16 protein-coding genes and 4 pseudogenes are annotated in these 19,701 nt (G+C 43.9%); 7 read left to right on the top strand and 13 right to left on the bottom strand.

All coding sequences use genetic code 11. From position 1 onward, the window contains the following. The first annotated feature begins 137 nt into the window (after positions 1-137). Positions 138-1,262, top strand: coding sequence for a THUMP domain-containing protein (locus tag QUB16_RS02495; RefSeq protein WP_333313782.1), 1,125 nt, complete (start codon positions 138-140; stop codon positions 1,260-1,262). A 278-nt stretch (positions 1,263-1,540) separates the two neighbouring features. On the opposite strand, the gene hpxZ is transcribed toward QUB16_RS02495, so the two are convergent. The 3 genes from hpxZ to QUB16_RS02480 form a co-directional block, all read right to left on the bottom strand. After that, complete coding sequence (gene hpxZ, locus QUB16_RS02490) at positions 1,541-1,927, bottom strand: oxalurate catabolism protein HpxZ (RefSeq protein WP_333238906.1); 387 nt, start codon at positions 1,925-1,927, stop codon at positions 1,541-1,543. Positions 1,928-2,158: 231 nt separating this feature from the next. Beyond that, positions 2,159-2,578: a peptidylprolyl isomerase gene (locus QUB16_RS02485; RefSeq protein WP_333313781.1), complete on the bottom strand. Its 420-nt coding sequence runs from the start codon at positions 2,576-2,578 to the stop codon at positions 2,159-2,161. 235 nt (positions 2,579-2,813) lie between these two features. After that, a complete protein-coding gene (locus QUB16_RS02480; protein WP_333313779.1) occupies positions 2,814-3,683 on the bottom strand; it encodes a prohibitin family protein in 870 nt (289 codons plus the stop codon). A gap of 87 nt (positions 3,684-3,770) precedes the next feature. Between QUB16_RS02480 and QUB16_RS02475 the strand changes: the two genes are divergently transcribed. Continuing rightward, positions 3,771-4,565, top strand: coding sequence for an RNA ligase family protein (locus tag QUB16_RS02475; protein WP_333313778.1), 795 nt, complete (start codon positions 3,771-3,773; stop codon positions 4,563-4,565). A gap of 356 nt (positions 4,566-4,921) precedes the next feature. After that, positions 4,922-6,070 (top strand): AAA family ATPase, encoded by a 1,149-nt coding sequence (locus QUB16_RS02470; protein ID WP_333313776.1) that lies wholly within the window; start codon positions 4,922-4,924, stop codon positions 6,068-6,070. Positions 6,071-6,110: 40 nt separating this feature from the next. Here the strand turns inward: QUB16_RS02470 and QUB16_RS02465 are convergent, their stop codons facing one another. From QUB16_RS02465 to QUB16_RS02455, 3 genes are all read right to left on the bottom strand, one after another. Further along, on the bottom strand, positions 6,111-6,797 hold the full coding sequence (locus tag QUB16_RS02465; protein WP_333313774.1) for an HAD family hydrolase: 687 nt from the start codon (positions 6,795-6,797) through the stop codon (positions 6,111-6,113). A gap of 234 nt (positions 6,798-7,031) precedes the next feature. Next, on the bottom strand, positions 7,032-7,241 hold the full coding sequence (locus tag QUB16_RS02460; protein ID WP_333313772.1) for an acetyltransferase: 210 nt from the start codon (positions 7,239-7,241) through the stop codon (positions 7,032-7,034). A 27-nt stretch (positions 7,242-7,268) separates the two neighbouring features. Next, on the bottom strand, positions 7,269-8,435 hold the full coding sequence (locus tag QUB16_RS02455) for a zinc-dependent alcohol dehydrogenase (RefSeq protein WP_333313770.1): 1,167 nt from the start codon (positions 8,433-8,435) through the stop codon (positions 7,269-7,271). Positions 8,436-9,103: 668 nt separating this feature from the next. On the opposite strand from QUB16_RS02455, the gene mutS reads away from it, so the two are divergent. After that, the gene (gene mutS, locus QUB16_RS02450; protein ID WP_333313937.1) at positions 9,104-11,746 is read left to right on the top strand and encodes a DNA mismatch repair protein MutS; all 2,643 of its coding nucleotides are present in this window, start codon (positions 9,104-9,106) and stop codon (positions 11,744-11,746) included. A 202-nt stretch (positions 11,747-11,948) separates the two neighbouring features. Here the strand turns inward: mutS and QUB16_RS02445 are convergent, their stop codons facing one another. The 5 genes and pseudogenes from QUB16_RS02445 to QUB16_RS02425 all read right to left on the bottom strand — a co-directional run bounded on the left by QUB16_RS02445 (position 11,949) and on the right by QUB16_RS02425 (position 14,973). After that, positions 11,949-12,383 carry a hypothetical protein gene (locus QUB16_RS02445; RefSeq protein ID WP_333313768.1) on the bottom strand — a complete coding sequence of 145 codons (435 nt, stop codon included), beginning with the start codon at positions 12,381-12,383 and terminating at the stop codon, positions 11,949-11,951. Positions 12,384-12,473: 90 nt separating this feature from the next. Beyond that, the gene (locus QUB16_RS02440; RefSeq protein WP_333313766.1) at positions 12,474-12,659 is read right to left on the bottom strand and encodes a hypothetical protein; all 186 of its coding nucleotides are present in this window, start codon (positions 12,657-12,659) and stop codon (positions 12,474-12,476) included. A gap of 29 nt (positions 12,660-12,688) precedes the next feature. Continuing rightward, positions 12,689-12,952 carry a hypothetical protein gene (locus QUB16_RS02435; RefSeq protein WP_333313764.1) on the bottom strand — a complete coding sequence of 88 codons (264 nt, stop codon included), beginning with the start codon at positions 12,950-12,952 and terminating at the stop codon, positions 12,689-12,691. 66 nt (positions 12,953-13,018) lie between these two features. Next, positions 13,019-14,491, bottom strand: a pseudogene (tnpC, locus tag QUB16_RS02430) (IS66 family transposase). A 329-nt stretch (positions 14,492-14,820) separates the two neighbouring features. Continuing rightward, a complete protein-coding gene (locus QUB16_RS02425) occupies positions 14,821-14,973 on the bottom strand; it encodes a hypothetical protein (protein ID WP_333313940.1) in 153 nt (50 codons plus the stop codon). Positions 14,974-15,022: 49 nt separating this feature from the next. Here QUB16_RS02425 and QUB16_RS02420 point away from each other — a divergent pair. From QUB16_RS02420 to QUB16_RS33455, 3 pseudogenes are all read left to right on the top strand, one after another. Beyond that, positions 15,023-15,458 (top strand): annotated as a pseudogene (locus QUB16_RS02420) (DUF4277 domain-containing protein); the annotation flags it as partial. Positions 15,459-15,617: 159 nt separating this feature from the next. Beyond that, a pseudogene (locus QUB16_RS02415) lies at positions 15,618-16,644 on the top strand (IS701 family transposase). Positions 16,645-16,756: 112 nt separating this feature from the next. Next, positions 16,757-17,811, top strand: a pseudogene (locus tag QUB16_RS33455) (IS1634 family transposase). 703 nt (positions 17,812-18,514) lie between these two features. Here QUB16_RS33455 and QUB16_RS02400 read toward each other — a convergent pair. Together QUB16_RS02400 and QUB16_RS02395 are read right to left on the bottom strand one after the other, a co-directional pair. Then, positions 18,515-19,381: an IS630 family transposase gene (locus QUB16_RS02400; RefSeq protein WP_333313758.1), complete on the bottom strand. Its 867-nt coding sequence runs from the start codon at positions 19,379-19,381 to the stop codon at positions 18,515-18,517. Then, entirely contained in the window at positions 19,281-19,568 is a 288-nt protein-coding gene (locus QUB16_RS02395) for a hypothetical protein (RefSeq protein WP_333313939.1), read from the bottom strand. Before QUB16_RS02395 ends, QUB16_RS02400 begins: the two co-directional genes overlap by 101 nt. Positions 19,569-19,701: the final 133 nt, after the last annotated feature.

Here is a 19,701-nt window from a genome sequence, read left to right as displayed (position 1 = left end):
CACCCAGATTAATGCGAGTTATTTATCGTGAAGGTAGAGTATTTATTTTGATAGTTAGGATGAAAACCAGCTATTATAGTCATCAGTCTGGTGTCTGTTGTTAGTAACAATTCCCAATTACCAATTGCCAATTATCAATGAATCAATATTTTGCTACTGTTGCGCGCGGTTTAGAAACAATTGCCGCCCAAGAATTAGAACGTTTAGGGGCTCAGGATGTCAAGCCAGATTTTACTGGGGTTTACTTTGCGGGCGATCGGGCTTTATTGTACCGCGTCAATCTTTGGTCGAGAACAATTTTTCGAGTGCTAATGCCGATCGCCGAATTCCGGTGTTACAACTCGGATATGCTCTACCGCGAAGTGCAGAAAATCCCTTGGGACGAATACTTATATCCCGAAAATACTTTAGCAGTAAACTGTACCGGCGGCAACGAAAAGTTGAACCACACTCACTTTACAGCTTTGCAGGTCAAAAATGCGATCGCCGACCAACAGCGCCTTCAATTTAACAAGCGTTCTAATGTCGATGTAGAGCATCCCGATTTACTAATTAACCTTCACATTCATCAAGATAGAGCTATTTTAAGTTTAGACAGTTCTGGCGGCAGTTTGCACCGCCGGGGATATCGACCGGCGATGGGGCTTGCTCCCCTCAAAGAAACCCTAGCTGCGGCTTTGTTGGAGATGGCAGAATGGACGCCAGATTTGCCGTTTTTAGACCCGATGTGCGGTTCGGGAACTTTGCCTTTGGAAGCGACGTTAAAGGGCTTGAATATTGCACCGGGATTGTTTCGAGAAAAGTTTGGATTTATGAGTTGGCGGGATTTTGACGAACCTTTGTGGGATAAATTGTGGGCCGAAGCGGAAAATAGTGAGTTACCGGAACTGAAAGAGGTGATTGCAGGGTGCGATCGCGATTCCGATATGTTAACTCAAGCTCGCACGAACGCGCAGCAAGCTGGTATTTCCGGTAAGATTCAGTTTGCTCAAACCGAGTTATCTCAGTTGGAAGCCCCCGCAGACAGAGGCGTTTTGATTTGCAATCCTCCCTACGGAGAGCGCCTGGGAGATGCTAGCGAATTGGGAGATTTGTACAAGATGTTGGGGGATATTTTCAAGAATCGTTTTAAAGGTTGGAATGCGTTTATTTTGACTGGAAATAAGGAGTTGGGGAAAAAGGTTGGACTCAGAACATCGCGGCGAATTCCTGTTTTCAATGGCTCGATTCCGTGTACTTTGCTCAAGTATGAACTGTATTAGGGGAGGGGAGCGGGAAAAAATCAGAGGTACTAATAGTAAAGGAAAAAAAGAATATATGCCGAATAGAATGGCTCAACAATAATCAAATTAAAATACTAATTTTACATTTGAATATATTGTTTTCTTACCTTTAATATGCTGTCAGGTAAATTAACCACAATACTTGTAGGGGCGGGTTTCACAAACAATCTGTAATTCACATCCATAATATCTATAAACCCGCCCCGCCCGATCGACAGAATTTCATTACGGGCAATTCAAGGGAAATGACATAACATTTACACCGGCAACAAAGAAACGTGAGCGGAAACAATCTTCCACCCTTGAGGAAACTTGCGCCACATCTGACTTTGCCGCCCCAGCCGCACCACTCCATCCATTACACGGCGAAATTCCAGCGTCACAGCCGCCGTGTCTGCATCGAATGTCACGACTTTGAGGTTGAACATTTCTCGATCGACATTTACAGGCGATCGTCCTTTGCGAAAAGCCCTCACCTCATCACTCCCGTACAGGTTCTCCGTCACCCCAAACCGCACAACTTCCGGCGCATCCCAGAACAAATTATCGAGAGTTTCAATATCATTCGTACAAAGAGCTTTTTCGTATTTTAAATATAGTTCAGTTAACTCAGCCACCACAGCAGAATCATTGATAACAGTCATTCGATTTTAGATTTTAGATTTTAGATTTTAGATTGACACCACGGATAAATCCGGGGGCTTGAGGATGCAAGGATTTTGGATTTGGGATTGATTCCCAGGATAAATCACGGGGCGGGTACCATCAAGAAATTATTGGTCATAAATTTGAGATTTTAAAAGTCTTAAATTTCACACGTTTTGTTTGCAATAAGGACTAAATTCCTTATTGCAAACGCCACTAATTAGAGAAAATTAATGCTCAATTTTGAGCGAAATAATCTTGTCACCTTGGCGGATAGCATTGACGACAGACATATCCTCAGTTTTGCCAAAAGTTGTGTGAACTCCATCTAGATGAGACTGGGGAGAATGGCAAATAAAGAATTGGCTGCCACCCGTATCGCGGCCTGCGTGAGCCATCGATAAAGTTCCTGCCTCATGTTTGTGGGAGTTAATTTCACACTTGATTTTGTAGCCGGGGCCGCCAGTTCCATTGCCTTTTGGACAGCCACCTTGAATCATAAAGTTAGGAATGACTCGGTGAAAGGCCAATCCATCGTAAAAACCTTTTTCCGCCAAGTCAACAAAATTCTTCACTGTGTTAGGCGCATCCGCATCGAACAAGTCCAAATTGATTGTGCCTTTGTCGGTTTCCATTATAGCGCGGGTCATGATTTCTCCTGGTTCCTAAAATGAGTGTGTTGCCTGCGTGTTAATTGCGGACTTCGCTTTTATAGCGACAGGTTTCAAACTGTCGTTATATTGTGGCTTTCAGAAGTGTACCATATTCCGGCAACTCTCATAAAACTTATGTGTGCTTTCTGAGGGAACCCGGTTTATTGCGAGATTTCTGGTTAGTAAAGCCAATATTTTCCCAGACACCGGGTTTGTTACCCTCAGTCATATTTTAATTGTTGGTCACTGGCGGGCGATCGGGTTCTTCCTGAATATCGTTCATATTAAAAATGAAAGGAACCCGACTCGAACCTTCGCCCATAACCAGCACTTTTGGCATCTGAGCGCCGCCGCTTCTCCAAGCTTCGATCGCCTCTTTTTGCAGCACTAAATTGCCGCCTTGAGCCTTCAAAGTTTCAGCCAAAAGTCTTTGAGCTTCAGCCCTACCTTGAGCGCGGTTAATATCAGCTTGAGCCTGTTGTTCGGCTTCCTGAGCCACATAAACAGCCCTTTGCGCCCGCTGTTCAGCGACCTGTTTCTCCTCAACCGCTTTCGCAAAATCTGTGGAGAATCGAATGTTAACAACGCTCGTATCGAGTACGATTACATCATACTTTGATAGCCTTTCCTTCAGCGCCGTATCAAAGTCTCGCTTCAGTTCACTTCTTTGAGTAATAGATTGTTCGGCGGTTCTCAGTGCAGCCGCTGTTTTAAATGCTTCTTGCGTCTGAGGAGCAATAATTTTTGAGACTATATTCTCCAAAGTTCCTTGAGTCCTTCGGACATCAACTATTCTCGCAGGATCGAGGCGAAAGTTTATCGCAAAACTGGCATTTAAATCCTGAAGGTCTTTAGTAGCACTCTGGGCGGGAACTTCAAATTTTTGCACTGTTACATCGTACACATCTACCTTGGATATTAGCGGGGGTCTGAGGTGAAACCCCTCTAACAATGCTCCATCTGTGGCTTTTCCTAAAACACTGACTACCCCTGCTTCACCTGGATTGATGACGACAAAAGAGTTTAGTCCTAGGAGTAGCGCGCCTACTAATAGAATCCCAGCGAGGGCCGATGATATGCTTTGGAAACTTTGACTTTTCAACTTACACGCTCCTTTGTGATAATTCCATTATAATGGTTAAATAGATTGGGTCGCCTCTAAAGTCTCAAATCTCAAAGGGATTGGCTGATGCTCAAAATTGTTAAATATCCTAGAACTTATCACATCGAAGGTTCGCGTTTCCAGCCGGGTGATGAAGACCTCGACAGCGTGCCATTTAGCGCTGTGATCGATCGCCCTCTAATTATAGAAGAAAAGGTAGACGGCGCTAATACAGGCATCAGCTTCGCACCAGATGGACAAATGCTGCTGCAAAGTCGCGGCCACTATCTCACCGGCGGGCCGAGGGAAAAACATTTTAACTTATTCAAACAGTGGGCTTTCAGTCTCAGCGGAACCCTGGGAGAAGTGCTGGGAAATCGCTACATTCTTTACGGCGAATGGCTTTATGCGAAACACACTGTTTTTTATGATTTTTTGCCGCACTATTTTATGGAATACGACGTGCTGGACTTAGAAACCAGTCAATTTCTGAGTACAGAAGCCCGCCAGAAGTTGTTAACAGGACTGCCGTTAGTGTCCGTTCCCGTGTTGTTTTCTGGAGTGCTGAAATCTCCCAAGCAAATGATGCCGTTTATGGAAAAATCTCATTTTATTCAACCCGGACATTTGGAACGGTTGCGTTTGTACTGCGGGGAATTGGGATTAGATGAAGAACGATGCTTGAAAGAGACTGACAAGAGCGATATTATGGAAGGTTTGTATATTAAAGTAGAGGAAGACGGAATTGTCAAGGCGCGTTACAAGTACGTGCGTGCCAGCTTTTTAACAGCGATTAAAAACGCCGAAGGACATTGGCTAAATCGCCCAATTGTACCCAATATTCTGCGTCCCGGCGCAGATTTATTTAATTTTAGTTTATAAACAGATATCTTGCACCATTGTCAAGAACGGGCAAGATGCCCGTTCCACAAAGAATGAGTTTTATTGTGGAACAGGCCGAAAAGCCTGTTCCTAATATCTTGCACCATTGTCAAGAACGGGCAAGATGCCCGTTCCACAAAGAATGAGTTTTATTGTGGAACAGGCCGAAAAGCCTGTTCCTAAACAAGTAATTGAGAATGGTGCAAAATGTGAGTAAAGTAAAAACTGCCGACCATTGGCGTCAAATTTCCACGCTCCTTCCCGAAGTCCGGCAGGGGTTTAAACCCCTGACTCAAAGCTAAAGTCCTCTCCCATAGGAAGGATGAGTTGTTCAGTCAGATCCAACAAGTAAAGTTATGAATACACTGTTAGCGCCGCCTTGGACTTTTCCCTTTTGTCCCCAACCGCCCGATTGGTTTCTGGATTGGGACAGCATTCAAAATCATTTCGATTGGATTCAAAACTTAAAAGGATGTCAGCAAGACCCGATTTATCACGCCGAAGGAGATGTTTTAATTCATACCAGAATGGTCTGCGAAGCATTAATCTCATCCCCGAATTGGCGGCAACTTCCCGAAAAAGAACGATCGATACTTTTTGCCGCCGCTTTGCTGCACGATGTCGCCAAACCAGCCTTTACAAAAATAGAAGCGGACGGCAGAATTAGCTCAAAAGGTCACGCCCGCCAAGGTGCGAGGATGGTTAGACAAATTTTATCTCAATTCGAGCCACCAGTGCAGTTTGAGATTCGCGAAACTGTTGTGGCGATCGTCCAATTCGGCAGTTTACCCATCTGGCTGATCGATAAACCCAACCCCCAGCAGTCTGTAATTAAAGTCAGTCAAGTTGTCCGCTGCGATTTCCTCGCACTTTTAGCCGAAGCAGACGTGCGCGGCCGACAGTGTAGCGACAAACAAGAATTACTCGATAAAATACAACTATTTCGGGAGTTTTGTCAAGAAAATAATTGTTTGGATTCTCCCCGACAATTCCCCTCCGCACACAGCCGATTTATCTACTTCCGCAAAGAGAATGGAAACCCAGATTACGAAGCATTTGACGACACTAAATGCGAAGTAATTTTGATGTCGGGATTGCCAGGAAGCGGTAAAGATTATTGGATTCGGAAAAATCTCCCAGATTTGCCAGTAATCTCGCTGGATGCACTGCGAAAAGAGATGAATGTGTCTCCCAACGAAACACCTGGAAATGTGGTGACAGCAGCCAAACAAAAAGCGCGCGAATACATGAATGAGGGGCGTTCTTTTGTGTGGAACGCCACGAATACAACTAAACAAATGCGGCAGCAATTAATTAATTTTTTTGCTGCTTACCAAGCGCGAATTCGCATTGTTTATCTGGAAGTACCTCTAGAAGAAATAGGGCAGCGGAATCGATCGCGCACAGCAACAGTACCGGAAGCAGTCATTCGCAAATTAGCTGCGCGGCTGGATATTCCCGATCGCACAGAAGCCCATCAAGTCGATCGGATCGTAACCGATTAGGCTACTTTAGGGGCGATTCCCCGCAGTTAGCCAGATTACTTCAACGCGCTACCAATTCCTTTTTCCCTAAAAGAGAATCGTCATAATGCGCCAACAAATCAGCAGGGTGATCGTAAATTTCCGCAGCATTTGCCAGCGAAGCATCATCGAAACCTCCGCACCGAAAAGCAATTACTGGCACCCCGCACTTGCCCGCAGCTTCGATATCGTAAGGAGTATCAGCTAACATCACAGTCTGACTCGCTTCCATCTGCAATTTGCTCAAAGCAGCTTCCACAATATCCGGTTCCGGTTTAGAAGCTTCCGCATCACTCGATGTCGCCGCTTGCGCTTGATCCAATAAATCGTCAACTTGTGCAGCTTTCAGCAAACCGGAAAGTTCTTCGGTGGTAGCTGAAGTAGCAATAATTAGCCGCAATCCTTCTTTCTGCATTTTTAACAGCAAATCCCGCGAACCGGGGGTTGGAGAAAGATCGGGAGAAAAGCGGTTAATAATCAGTTCTTTACGCCGCTGTGCAATCTTTTTCCCGTCGCCTGCTTCGTCGGAAAGTTCTGATACCATTTGGGGTATAACTTTGTCGCCTCCCATACCAATTAGCGGGCGAACTTTCTCAAACGGCACCTCGTAGCCGTAAGCGGCAAATGCCTCCACCCAAGCTTGAGCGTGGGCGTCATTGCTGAGCGTCAGAGTACCGTCAATATCGAGAATTACTGCTTGCAATTGCATAACTTATTTGTTGTGAGTTATTAGACTTATTCCAAAAAACTATTTTGTAGTAAAAACTTTAGTCCACAATTATTTAATTAGTCAATCGGAGACGGAAGTCCCCACTACGAACTTTTAGACAGGGACTTCAGTCTCAGAGCGATTTTTCGGGTTAAGTTGACACCTATGTGCCCTGTTCCTACCCCTAGCTTCCCCTCGCCCCCTTGTTAAAGGGGATGGGGAGAATCAGTGGAATCAATGAGTTTGATAATTTTCCTCAGTCCAACAGCGCGGCAAATTTTCACCGGAAGGAAAGACTAAATTACTTTTTGGAAAAGTTGCTGTCTCTTGCTCTTCTTGACCAGCTTGATTTTTTCCCGGCACTTCTTGTTTTGTAGGGCTGAGTAAAGCCTCTACATCGAGGATTTCAATCAAGTCGCCTGATTCTTTTTCTTGTAAAAGCATAGTTTTTCCGTGAAGGGTAAATGCGAGTTATGGTTTGAGGACAACTTTGATACAGTTGTCTTTTTTGTTGAGGAAAATCTCGTAAGCGTGGGGCGCTTCATCCAATTTCATTCGGTGCGTAATTACGAATGACGGGTCAATTTCGCCTTTTTGAACGCGATCGAGCAACGGCCGCAAATAGCGGTGAACGTGCGTTTGTCCCATTTTCAGGGTCAAGCCTTTGTTGAAAGCTGCACCTAACGGCACTTTGTCAACAAAGCCGCCGTAAACGCCGGGAATTGAGACTGTGCCGCCTTTGCGACAAGCTACGAGCACTTGTCGCAGGGCAGTGGGTCGATCGCTCTCCAACCGCACGGCTTGCTTAGCTTTGTCGTACAAAGCGTCGAGACCGGTGCCGTGGGCTTCCATCCCCACCGCGTCGATGCAGGAGTCAGGCCCGCGTCCCCCCGTCATTTCGGTGACGGCTTCCCCGGCGTCCATTTCTTCGTAGTTGATGATTTCAGCTTTGGCTGCTGCAGCCATTTGCAAGCGTTCCGGTACGCGGTCGATCGCAATTACTCGATCGGCCCCCAGCATAAACGCGCTTCTGATTGCAAATTGTCCGACCGGCCCGCATCCCCAAACAGCTACAGTATCCCCCGGCTGAATGTTGCAGTTTTCGGCCGCCATGTAACCGGTAGGAAAGATATCGGTGAGGAACAATACTTGTTCGTCCGAAAGTCCGTCGGGAATTTTTAAAGGGCCGACATCTGCAAACGGAACCCGCGCGTATTCTGCTTGACCTCCTGCATAGCCGCCCGTTAAATGGGAGAAGCCAAACAGTCCAGCCGGCGAATGGCCGTAGATTTTTTCAGCCAATCCTGCATTGGGGTTGGAGTTGTCGCACAGCGACCACAAATCGCGGTTGCAAAAGAAGCAACTGCCGCAAGAAATAGTAAAAGGAATGACAATGCGATCGCCCTTTTTTAAGTTCTTGACTTCGCTGCCGAGTTCGACTACTTCCCCCATGAATTCGTGGCCCATGATGTCGCCCGATTGCATTGTCGGGATCAAGCCATTGTAGAGGTGCAAATCTGAGCCGCAGATTGCTGTAGACGTGATTTTAACTATGGCATCGCGCGGGTTGATAATTGTTGGGTCTGGTACATTATCAACTCGCACATCATTTGCTCCGTGCCAGCAAAGAGCTTTCATTATTTTTTTTCCTCTAGTCAACTACTAGCTAGCAGATTTTTGATTCTAAATCTTAAATTTACTACGCCGATAAATTACCTGCTTGGATGTTTTAATTTTAAGCCTATAAAATATATTATCTCTCTATCCGAGGTATAATTTATAAATCTATCTTCCGGCTGTTTTCAATAACAAAAATGTAAAGCTTATGCCCCTTATGTGCGGGAAATTTCACATTCTTTTGTTAACCACCAACATTTATAGCAACCACGCCCGACGGTTAGGACGTTCTTAATTGCTGAAATCCTTGCTTCTTCCTTCTCTCCTAGATAACTAAAGCCTTCTTCCTTCTGCCATAACAGCTAACAGCGAGATGGATGAGATTGTTTTTGTCGATCGCCGATCGCTCTCCTCTCACAATAAATAAAACTTTCGCACTTAATCTCACTATAGGCGAGGCTTAAGCTCACATTAGATAAAAAGCGACCGAAAAATTCTCAACGAAAAGCGGGTTTATCGATTATTAAGTAGGGCGCGTGACTTTTGTATAGGTCAACACTCTTCCCCAATAATGACAATCACGCACCCTGCTTAAGGAGGATTAATCGTCAAATATTGTATATTAGTTAGAGCTAAAAGCCGAGCTTGCGCTAAAGTTGTTAAAGATTAAAATTTATCGATCGCCTTTTATGCCTTACACTGCATCTACCCCAACAGACCCCCATCAACCCAACATCCGCAATGCCGACCACCGCCTACTAGAATTCACCAAGCTGACGCCGATGATGCAGCGGTATGTGGAAGTGAAAGAACAGTATCCCCACGCACTTTTATTGTTTCGAGTCGGAGATTTTTTTGAGTGTTTTTTCCAAGATGCAGTTACTATTTCGCAGGAATTAGAACTTGTTTGTACTAGCAAAGAAAGCGGCAAAGAAATTGGCAGAGTGCCGATGACAGGAGTGCCGCACCACGCCCTCGACCGCTACACCTCAATGTTAGTAGAAAAAGGCTATGCTGTGGTAGTTTGCGACCAAGTTGAAGATGCCTCAATTGCTGCTAAAGAAGGCCGCCAAGTCAAGCGAGAAATTACCCGCATTCTCACTCCCGGAACCTTGACTGATGACGGAATGCTCAAACCCAGACAAAATAATTTTTTAGCAGCAGTCGTCATCAGTGGGGAAGATTGGGGATTGGCTTATACAGATATTTCTACGGGAGAATTCGTAACTACCCAAGCCAACAGTTTAGAACAATTAACCCTAGAATTACTGCGCTTGCAGCCTTCGGAAGTGCTGGTTCCAACTAATGTGGTGCTAACTAATGCGCCGGATTTGGTGACTATGTTGAGGCCCGGAGAGAAATCCGAGCATTTGCCCGATTGTTTGCCGAATTCGTTTTGCTATTCTTTGCGATCGCAAATTCCGTTTAGTTTGTCCGAAGCAAAACAGAGAATCCTGCAAAAGTTCAAAGTGCGATCGCTCGAAGGTATGGGATGCGGCCACCTTTCCCTCGCAGTGCGCGCCGCCGGCGGTTTGCTGCAATATCTCGAAGAAACTCAAAAGGAAAAAGCAGTTTCTTTGCAAAGATTGCATACTTACACTCTCACCGATTTTCTCATACTCGACTACCAAACCCGCCGCAATCTCGAAATTACTCAAACAGTGAGAGATGGGGTTTTTCACGGTTCGCTGCTGTGGGCGATAGATAAAACCAGCACCGCAATGGGAGGCCGCGCTTTGCGCCGCTGGGTGCTGCAACCTTTGCTCAACATTAAAGGCATTGGCGCCAGACACGACACGATCCAAGAATTAGTAGAAAATAACGGTCTGCGCCAAGATTTGCAGCAGTTGCTGCGCCAAATTTACGACATCGAAAGACTGACAGGCCGCGCCGGTTCGGGAACAGCTAGCGCGCGGGATTTGGTCGCTTTAGCTGATTCTCTCTCGAAACTGCCGGAATTAGCCTCGATCGCAGCCCAAGGCCGATCGCCCTATTTGAAAGCACTGCAAAATGTACCGCCAATTCTCGAAGAATTAGCAAGTAAAATTCACTCTCATTTAGTTGACGAACCGCCGATTCATTTAAAAGAAGGAGGTTTGATTCGAGCGGGAATCAATCCGATGCTAGATGAAATGCGCCAAACTGCATCAGCCGACCAAGAATGGATTGCAAATTTAGAAGCCACTGAGAGAAAGCGCACGGGAATTTCTAATTTAAAAGTAGGCTACAATAAAGCTTTCGGCTATTACATCAGCATTACCAAATCAAAAGTAGACCAAGTACCGAGGGACTACACCCGCAAGCAAACTCTCACCAATGAAGAACGCTACAGCACTGAAGAATTAAAAGAAAGGGAAGTGCGAATTCTGACAGCGCGGGAAGATTTAAATCAATTAGAATACGATATTTTTGCTAAAGTGCGATCGGAGGTAGGAGAACACGCAGAAATTATTCGCAACGTTTCCCGCGCTGTGGCGGCGGCAGATGTTTTGTGCGGTTTGGCAGAAGTAGCAGTTTACCAGAATTACTGCCGCCCGACTATGACAGAAAGTCGGGAAATTAAAATTATTGAAGGCTGTCATCCTGTGGTGGAAAAGTCTTTGCCGCCGGGATTTTTTGTCCCTAATTCTGCTTTTTTGGGTCGGGAAGAATCGCTAAACCGCCCAGATTTAATTATTTTAACCGGCCCGAATGCTAGTGGCAAGAGTTGTTATTTGCGGCAGGTGGGTTTGATCCAGTTAATGGCGCAGATGGGTAGTTTTGTGCCGGCGAAAGCTGCGAGTTTGGGAATTTGCGATCGTATTTTTACCCGCGTCGGCGCCGTCGATGATTTGGCAACAGGTCAGTCTACGTTTATGGTAGAAATGAACGAAACTGCAAATATTCTCAATCATGCGACGCCGCAATCATTGGTTTTATTAGATGAAATTGGCAGGGGAACGGCGACGTTTGACGGACTTTCGATTGCTTGGTCTGTGGCGGAATATTTAGCAACTGAGATTCGGGCGCGGACAATTTTTGCGACTCACTATCACGAGTTAAATGAGTTAGCTTCTATTTTAGATAATGTCGCCAATTATCAGGTGACAGTGAAAGAATTGCCGGATCAAATCGTATTTTTGCACCAAGTTCAGCCGGGAGGTGCTGACAAATCTTACGGAATTGAAGCGGGCAGATTAGCTGGTTTACCGCCGTCGGTGATTGACCGGGCGAGACAGGTGATGAGGCAGATTGAGAAACATAGCAAAATTGCGATCGGGCTGCGGAAAGGTGTTAAAAAAGATGGCAAAAAAGAGTCTGAGGGCGAACAGTTGGATATTTTTGAGGATTGAAATTTCCGGTGGGAACAAAATTTGTAGTAATTTCTATATTGCACCATTTTCAATAAGCCTTTCAGGGGCGGGCTCTCCTGCCCAACCCCTACTCCCCACAATAAAATTCACTCTTTGTGGAACAGGCATCTTGCCTGTTCATAAAAATGGTGCAATATCTCAGTTACTACTTTTACTACAAACCAGGAACTCTCCAGCAACTCTAACGCCCATTTTGCAACTTTCTTACCTCTTTGTGCACGCTCATCCCAATTTCCAAAGCTTCATTCAACAACCGCCCGTATTCAGTCGCCCGATCGCTCACATCCAGCGCCATCAAAGCAGCCAAATTACTTTCAATATTAGCAAATAACTCGTAACGGCGGCCGATAAATTGCTGATTTTCTCTGAGAATTATCTCTGTTTTCAAAGCACACACTAAACTTTCTCTAGTAATTTTTAATGCCTCAATTGCTTCTCCTCGGTTAATTAAATTGGCTTGTAATTTGCCAGCAGCCGTTAGGCGATCGATAATATCTAAAGCCGGAGTCACCTCATGATACTTCTCAACTTCATCCCGCAGACCCGCCAGGGTTGCCAGAGGCTTTGCCTTAACCCATTTATAGACATTCCAAGCAACCGTAATCGCCAGCGACAAACCCAAAGTTATTTGTAAAACCCTGACAAATATCTCAGCATCGCTAAATGAACCAACATTATGTTTATTAGCCAGTAAAGCAATCGGCTGCTAAACAACTAATGTCAGGCAAAATCTCAGCAACTCATTCAACAAAAGAGAAAACAGCTTTTTGCCGTCCCGGAGTGCAGCAGGTCGGTAAAAATCCCCTGCAAAACCGTCGCTCAAAGCTATTCCGCTCAAATCTTCCAACTCCTTCTCAGGAATCTTGATCTCATCCAAATCAGCTTGTATCACTCTTTAAAATCTCCTTTAATTGGGATTAATTACGATCCTCCCAGAGACATAATTGATTGCCACAGACTCATATAAAAATTGCTTTCTCGGTTTCGGAACAGTTGAAAAGGCATTCCCGACGACCCAAAAAACGGTCTCAGCGTCCATCCCAACTGAGTGCCAACAAACGCATAGAGTCCCAACCAAAAGCGCAAAATATTTAGCCTAATGTCTTTGCCTTCCGTATCTTGTTCGGACAGAAAGTGCATTCCTTGATAAATGAAACTTACGCCCAAAAATCCTGTGATTGCCATAATAGCAACATTCAACACCAGAAAAAAATTGTAATTGGTACTGCTTAGAAGAAAAAACGTAAGGATTCAGGTCTTTGATTGGGGAATAAGAGAAGGCATGAAAAAGTTACAAGAATGGGCAGATATAGCATCATGGAAAAAAGCCATTGCGCTTTTACCTTGAAATCTACAAGTCTGAATCACAGATAACAAATCAGCAGTTTGTTCAAACCGAGACATGGACCGGGAACCCCCAGATACCTTACGCTTCGTCACGGCTAATCGCAGAGAACGTTCTGCCAAATTATTATCAGGGGGAATTTCCGGGTGGTCTAAAAAGTACCACCATTGATGTGCTTTCTCACGTAACGAGCGCAGTAACAGTCCAGCAGCATGACCAACATGACCTTGCCAAGTATTTAACAATTCTGCCAATCTCGTTTTAAAGTCCCTCGCCCAAGTCTGATAATCAATCTCTTGGGGGTGTACCCGCCCTAGGCGATGTTGTCGAAATGCCTCATCAATTAATTCCAAAAATGCAGAAGCGACGACACTGTTATTACCGTGGCGTATAAGCAGAACTTTCTTAAAATGTCGCCGTAGATGGGCTAGACATTTTTGTTGCGCTCCCACAATCACACCGTTATATACGCTAAAATCATCGGAACTCAACACTGAGCGCAAATTCATGCCCCAGCATCGTCTCTAATTCGGCTCTACTGCGAGTGTCTGCGGCATGAAACAGGCAAAAATCTTGACCCGTAGCTGTCCATAACCATTCTTTGACTCCCTTGACACACCACGGAGTTTCATCCACATGGACGTTGGCTTGTCGGCGTGCCCATTGCTATAGCTCTTCAACGGCAGGCTTTACAGTATCAGCTACCCGCGCGTTTGTTGCTTGTAATGTCCCTATCCCAATTTCGATTCCACCTAGTTCGCGCAGGAACTCTTGTTGTTTTTCATAGGATATGTGCCCATAATTACCTAACCATACCAATAATGCTTGTAGGTCGATGCTTAAGTCTTGCCCTGGAACTATCCCTGATGCTGGTGCACCCATCACCATTGCTCCACATTCATTACATTGACATTTGACTCGTTGATATTCCACCACTTCAATTGGTAAGGCTGGCTTTACACGCTACTTGCTGCTTGCTATAACCAATCGCATCACTTAATTCAGGGCTACCACAATGCTCACAATACTCAGGAGTGCTGATTTGATATCTATCTACTCGCCCAAATCCTTTTCGGCTTTTACCGATATGTCCCGGCTGTCCTCCTGGTTTGCGATGCAGGTTGGGACTCTGACTCTGACTCTGACTCTTGTGAATTGTCAACTTTGGCTGTCTCGGATTTCTGTATCAGATCGCTCGATGGTGGTTTGGATGATGTTTTACTATTACTGGGCTGTCTCTCTTGGAGCTTTTCGAGCTTTTGTTGTAATTTTTCAATCAGCTTCTGTTGGGTTAGCACAATTTTGACCAGCTCCTGGTGGCTCAACTGGTCAACTATTTCTAATTTTAGTGCTGCTGATAACTCTGGCTTTTCGCTCATCTGACTACATTACCATATTTTTTGGCTCTCTGCTGAACTATTTTTTACCTGAATCCTTACGCTTAATTCTCTACGATGTCACCTCTACTTATTTTGAAGGAACCACCTGTCCCCTGGCTCAATACGGCTATTCGCGGGACAAAAAGAGAGGGAAATTACAAATCATTTTTGGCTTACTTTGTAACGCCGCTGGATGCCCGATCGCTGTCGAACCCACATTCCGCAGGTCTTTAAACCCACATTCCGCACCCCGACTGTCACATGGGGTGCGGGTGGGCTGCGGTTCGCGAGTCGTGTTCAGGGCGACCAAAAAGCTTAAGTACAAATGCTTAAACAATGTCAGTCGAAATACCAGCCCCATCAAATACCAGTAGTAATTTGCTGACTGCCGACCGTTCTCTTTCCGGCGTGCGATCGAAAGTCCAACGATGGGGGAAAAAGTAAAATATAACTGGCGCAGCACTCGCCAGTACAAAAGACATACTCTCGCCCCAATCGGCCGTCTCAATTCGATGAAAAAAAAATCCTGAAATAACAGTCCAAAACCTAGACCACCTGGGTTTAGTTGCTGGGATAATCGATCGGAGACAACAGGGTAGAAAAAATCAATCAGCTAGTAGGTGGTCAACCAGGCGAAATAGTAAGTCCCGGTCACGCTGTCAAAGCCATGATTCTCAACGGATTAGGTTTAGTATCCGCACCGTTATATTTATTCTCAAATTTTTTTGAAGGCAAACCAACTGAACACTTAATCGGCAAAGGAATTAAACCAGAACACTTAAATGACGATCGTTTAGGTAGAGTATTAGACAAGCTATATGTCACGGGATTGAGTCAAACTTTTACAGCAATTGCCCTCGAAGCAGCAATTAAATTTGATGTAGGGTTAAATACAGTACATCTCGATTCTAGCTCATTCCACCTGCATGGGGAATACAAATATGATGCCGATCGCGACGCAGGCTCATTATTTGCTCTGCCAATAAATTCGAGCATGAACCAGGTTTCAAGCATGAATCATCAGGAAGCACCATTACCAATACATATTACTAGGACTTACGCATTGACAAAATAACAAAACAGTGCATTGATAAATAATTGTCGTCTCCTTTCTAAGTATGGAACAATGAGAAAAATAACTAAACCCTCTACGGCACAATGCAACGCCGACCTTTACACCTCCTGCATTGTTGTCAGAACCCAAACTGGGAGGATGTAGCAGATTATCCGAGATATTGGGAGATGTTTCTCACGATTCTATCAATCGGTTTTTGTTAAGAGAAAGGTATGAGCCGAAAGACTTATTCAGTCAGGTAGAGAAAATAATCAACCTGACAGGAGGGATACTAAGTGTAGACGATACAGTCATAGAAAAGATTTACAGCGACCCTAAAAATGCCGAATTGATTAGTTATTTTTGGTCAGGAAAAGCTCATAAAACTATTATTGGTTTAAATTTAATCACCCTATCTTACAGCGATATTAATGGTAATTCAGTTCCAATAAATTACAGAATCTCTGATAAAAAGGAGGGAAAAACCAAAAACGATTACTTTAGAGAAATGGTGAGTGAAATAATAAATTGGGGAGTTAAACCAAAAACAGTAACAGGAGATAGTTGGTATTCAGGAGTGGAAAATTTAAAATTTCTAAAAAACCAGAAATTGGGTTTTCTATTCGGAATTCAAAAAAATAGGACTGTCTCAAATGAGCCACATAATTCTTGCCAGGTAAGCACTCTGGTCATTCCTGAGTCAGGATTAAGAACTCATTTGAAAGAATTTGGATTTATAAAAGTGTTTAGGAAAAGCTTTAAAAAAGAGGCATCTAGACACTATATTTTGTATTTGCCAGACGAGTCAAAGATTCAGGAGATAACAAGAGATGAATTTCTCACAATTCATGATACTCATTGGGAAATTGAAACATTTCATAGAGCCATCAAACAAGTATGTGGAATTTGTCGTTTTATGGTGAGAGACACCTCGGCAATCAAGACTCATATATTTTGTTCACTTCAAGCATTTGTAAAATTGGAGTTGATGCGGTCTGAAAAAATAATTGGTAACTGGTATGAAGTCCAAAGGAATCTATTCACTTCAGTTATACGTGAGCATATTTTGGCAAACCGATTCAGTCATGGCATCGTCTAGCATACATAGATGATACTTTTTGTCAATGCGTAAGTCCTAATTACTTACGGATACTCTCGCGACCACCGACCCGACTTAAAGCAATTCATTATAGATTTAATTTGTAGTGGAGATGGAGACGTACCATTATTTTTCTTCTTCAGCCGATGGTAATCAAACAGATTCAGCAGTATTCGGACAAATTTTATCCTCATTCAAACAGCAACTGAACCTCGACTCACTCTTTGTCGCAGATAGCGCTTTATATACAGCCAAAAATTTAGAAATCATCAAAAACTTAAAATGGTTGAGCCGAGTACCATTAGGAATAAAACAAGCCAAAAACCTGATAATTCAGCTAACTGAAGCAGAATTTTTGGAGAGTAAAATACCAGGATATCGATGGTCGCAACAATACAGCAATTACGCGGGAATTCCACAAAGATGGTTAGTAGTAGAAAGCTCTGTGCGCCCTCAAGCGGATTTGCGTCGAATTGAGAAAGAAATACAAAAATTAGAGCAAGAAGCTCGACAAAAGCTCAGGCAATTATCATTGCAAAAATTTGCGTGTGAACCGGATGCGATCGAGGCAGCAATACAACTCTCTAGTAAATTTAAGTACCACAAACTAACTCACATTCATGCCACCAGCTTCACCAGTGTGAAAAAAACAGACAAGCCCGGGTATAAACTGCAAGCTAACATCGAAATCGACCACCAGGCAGTAGCGAGAGAAATGCAACAATCGGGACGATTTATCTTAGCCACAAATGTACTCGATAGCGACGAATTAGACCCGACCAAATGCTGAATACATACAAACAACAACAATCGGCTGAAAGAGGATTTAGTTTTCTGAAAGACCCCTCATTCTTTACAGATAGCGTGTTTCTCAAATCGAGTGAGAGAATAGAATCCCTGGCTTTAATTATGGGTTTATGCCTGTTGGTTTATACCTTAGCACAAAGACATTTACGCTCCCGCCTCGTCCAGTCACAGGCGAAATTGAAAAATCAATTAGGCCAATTAACCGATCGACCGACCTTGCGGTGGATATTTCAATGCTTTCAAGCAGTTCATTTATTAACGATATCCTCAGTCAAACAAATCTCCAATTTGACTGACGAGCGATTAGAGATTCTCAGATTTTTCCCAAATACCTGTCGCAGTTATTATTTACTAGATTAACAGATATTAACAACGATATTTTGCAGTATTACTTACTTTGAAGAGTATTTTTTTGCTCTCGGCATCCCGATCGCTTCGAGCCTAAGCATACAAATTTGCTCTATTCATCTGTAGGTGAACTCGTCAGCTTGACGGCAGCTCCAATGGTATTTTTGTTCTCAACAGAAATCAAGAAAGTTGCCTGTCGCAATTAGCTGAGGATCGATGTTTAATACTCCAGCAAAATAAATGAATTATTGTGTCTGGCAGGTCGATTTTTAAGCATTTATACTGTATCGTTCGGCTGGCGCGCTTACCATCGAACCCGAATTTACAGCCCACCCGCACCCCATGTGACAGTTGGGGTGCGGAATGTGGGTTTAAATAGAATTTATGGTTATAAATTTTTAAAATTTAAGCCTGAAGTGATTACTGGGTAATCACTTCAGGCTTTTTTGAGATACAATGAACGAATTAGGAGCCAAGAGGAAAAAACCATGAAAGAGCATCAAGAAGCCATAAAAGTCCTAAATTTAGACCATCTAGTACAGCTCGGCGTAAATACACAGACTATTAAACAGCCAAGACTTTACCCTTATATGTCCACTTAAAAGGTTTGGCCATTGTTTGATTAAAGTAGTTAATAAAACTGAGGATGCGATTTTTCAGATCGTACTGACTGGTGAAACTTGCTCTTTTTAGTAATTTCCGCACCAAAAGGCGCTCACCAAATCTCTATTTGATTAAGCCACGAAGAATGTTTGGGTGTGTAATGGAAAACAATTTGATGTGTTGGGTCACTTAAAAAAACAGCGCGGGATTTCATGGATTGAAGTATGCCGCTTTTTCCCTTAATACCGAGGTCGATATCTAAGCCTTCTTTTTCGGCGACCAAACGCACCAGTGATTCAGATTGGTGAGTATTCAGACAATCCATAATTAGATGCCATTTGTGAGCATCAGGGTCAGTTTCAATGATGTGACGAATGTTGAGTAAAAAATCGGCTTCTGTTCTCGAATTTCCGCAAGTTGGCTCGATAATCTTACCCGTAGCAATATTTAAATTGGCTATCAATGTCTGCGTGCCATGACGAATATATTCAAACTCTCTTCTTGCAACTTTTCCTGGTCGCATTGGTAAGTCTTTCTCGATACGTTCAATAGCTTGAATCCCTGTCATTTCATCAACCGATATGGTGTGTTCTCCATTTTGACTGCGTTCAATCGCAGTCAGATATAAACCTGTAATATCTTTAACTTTTGCATCAAATTCTTCATCCACAGGGGGGGTTAACCAGTAGCGCGAAGCCTGTGGTTTAAGTTCGGCTTCTTCTAATAATCTGCCAACATGTCGGACTGATATGCTTTCAATAATGCCTTGTTTCATGATTTCCTCCGCCAGTTCTATAGCCGTCCAATGACTTATTGGCCGTCCATAATCCGACGGTGAGGAACAGGCGAGTGCAAATAACTCGGTTACTTGTTCCATGCTAAATTTTGCTGGTGCGCCAACAGGTTCTCGATCTTGTAATCTTTGCAAAATCGATAAGTCTTTTCTCTCGCTCTCCAACCATCGGTTTCGCCCCTTCACGAGCCATCTGCCGGTTAATCTCTAGGCTTCGGGCTATTTCACGATGATTTTGACCATCAGATGCCATGAGAATGATTTGGGCTCGTAGCACGATCTGTTGCGGCGTGTTGTGTCTCTTGCTCCACTGGTGAAGTTGATGACGCTCGCCATCGCTTAATTTTAATGTTTTAGGCATTAATAAGGCCATATATGACTCCTTTATCACCTACCGAAACTGGTCTAAACTAACTATGTTAGTCTACCACAAATAGAGTCTGTCTACTTACGCCGAGCTGTACTAGTTACACAAAGGCTTTAATTGTTTTTGGAGATGTCTTCTA

Source organism: Microcoleus sp. D3_18a_C4 (assembly GCF_036702415.1).
In the GTDB taxonomy this organism is placed as follows: Bacteria; Cyanobacteriota; Cyanobacteriia; order Cyanobacteriales; family Microcoleaceae; genus Microcoleus.
This window is presented reverse-complemented; position numbering and strand designations above follow the sequence as displayed.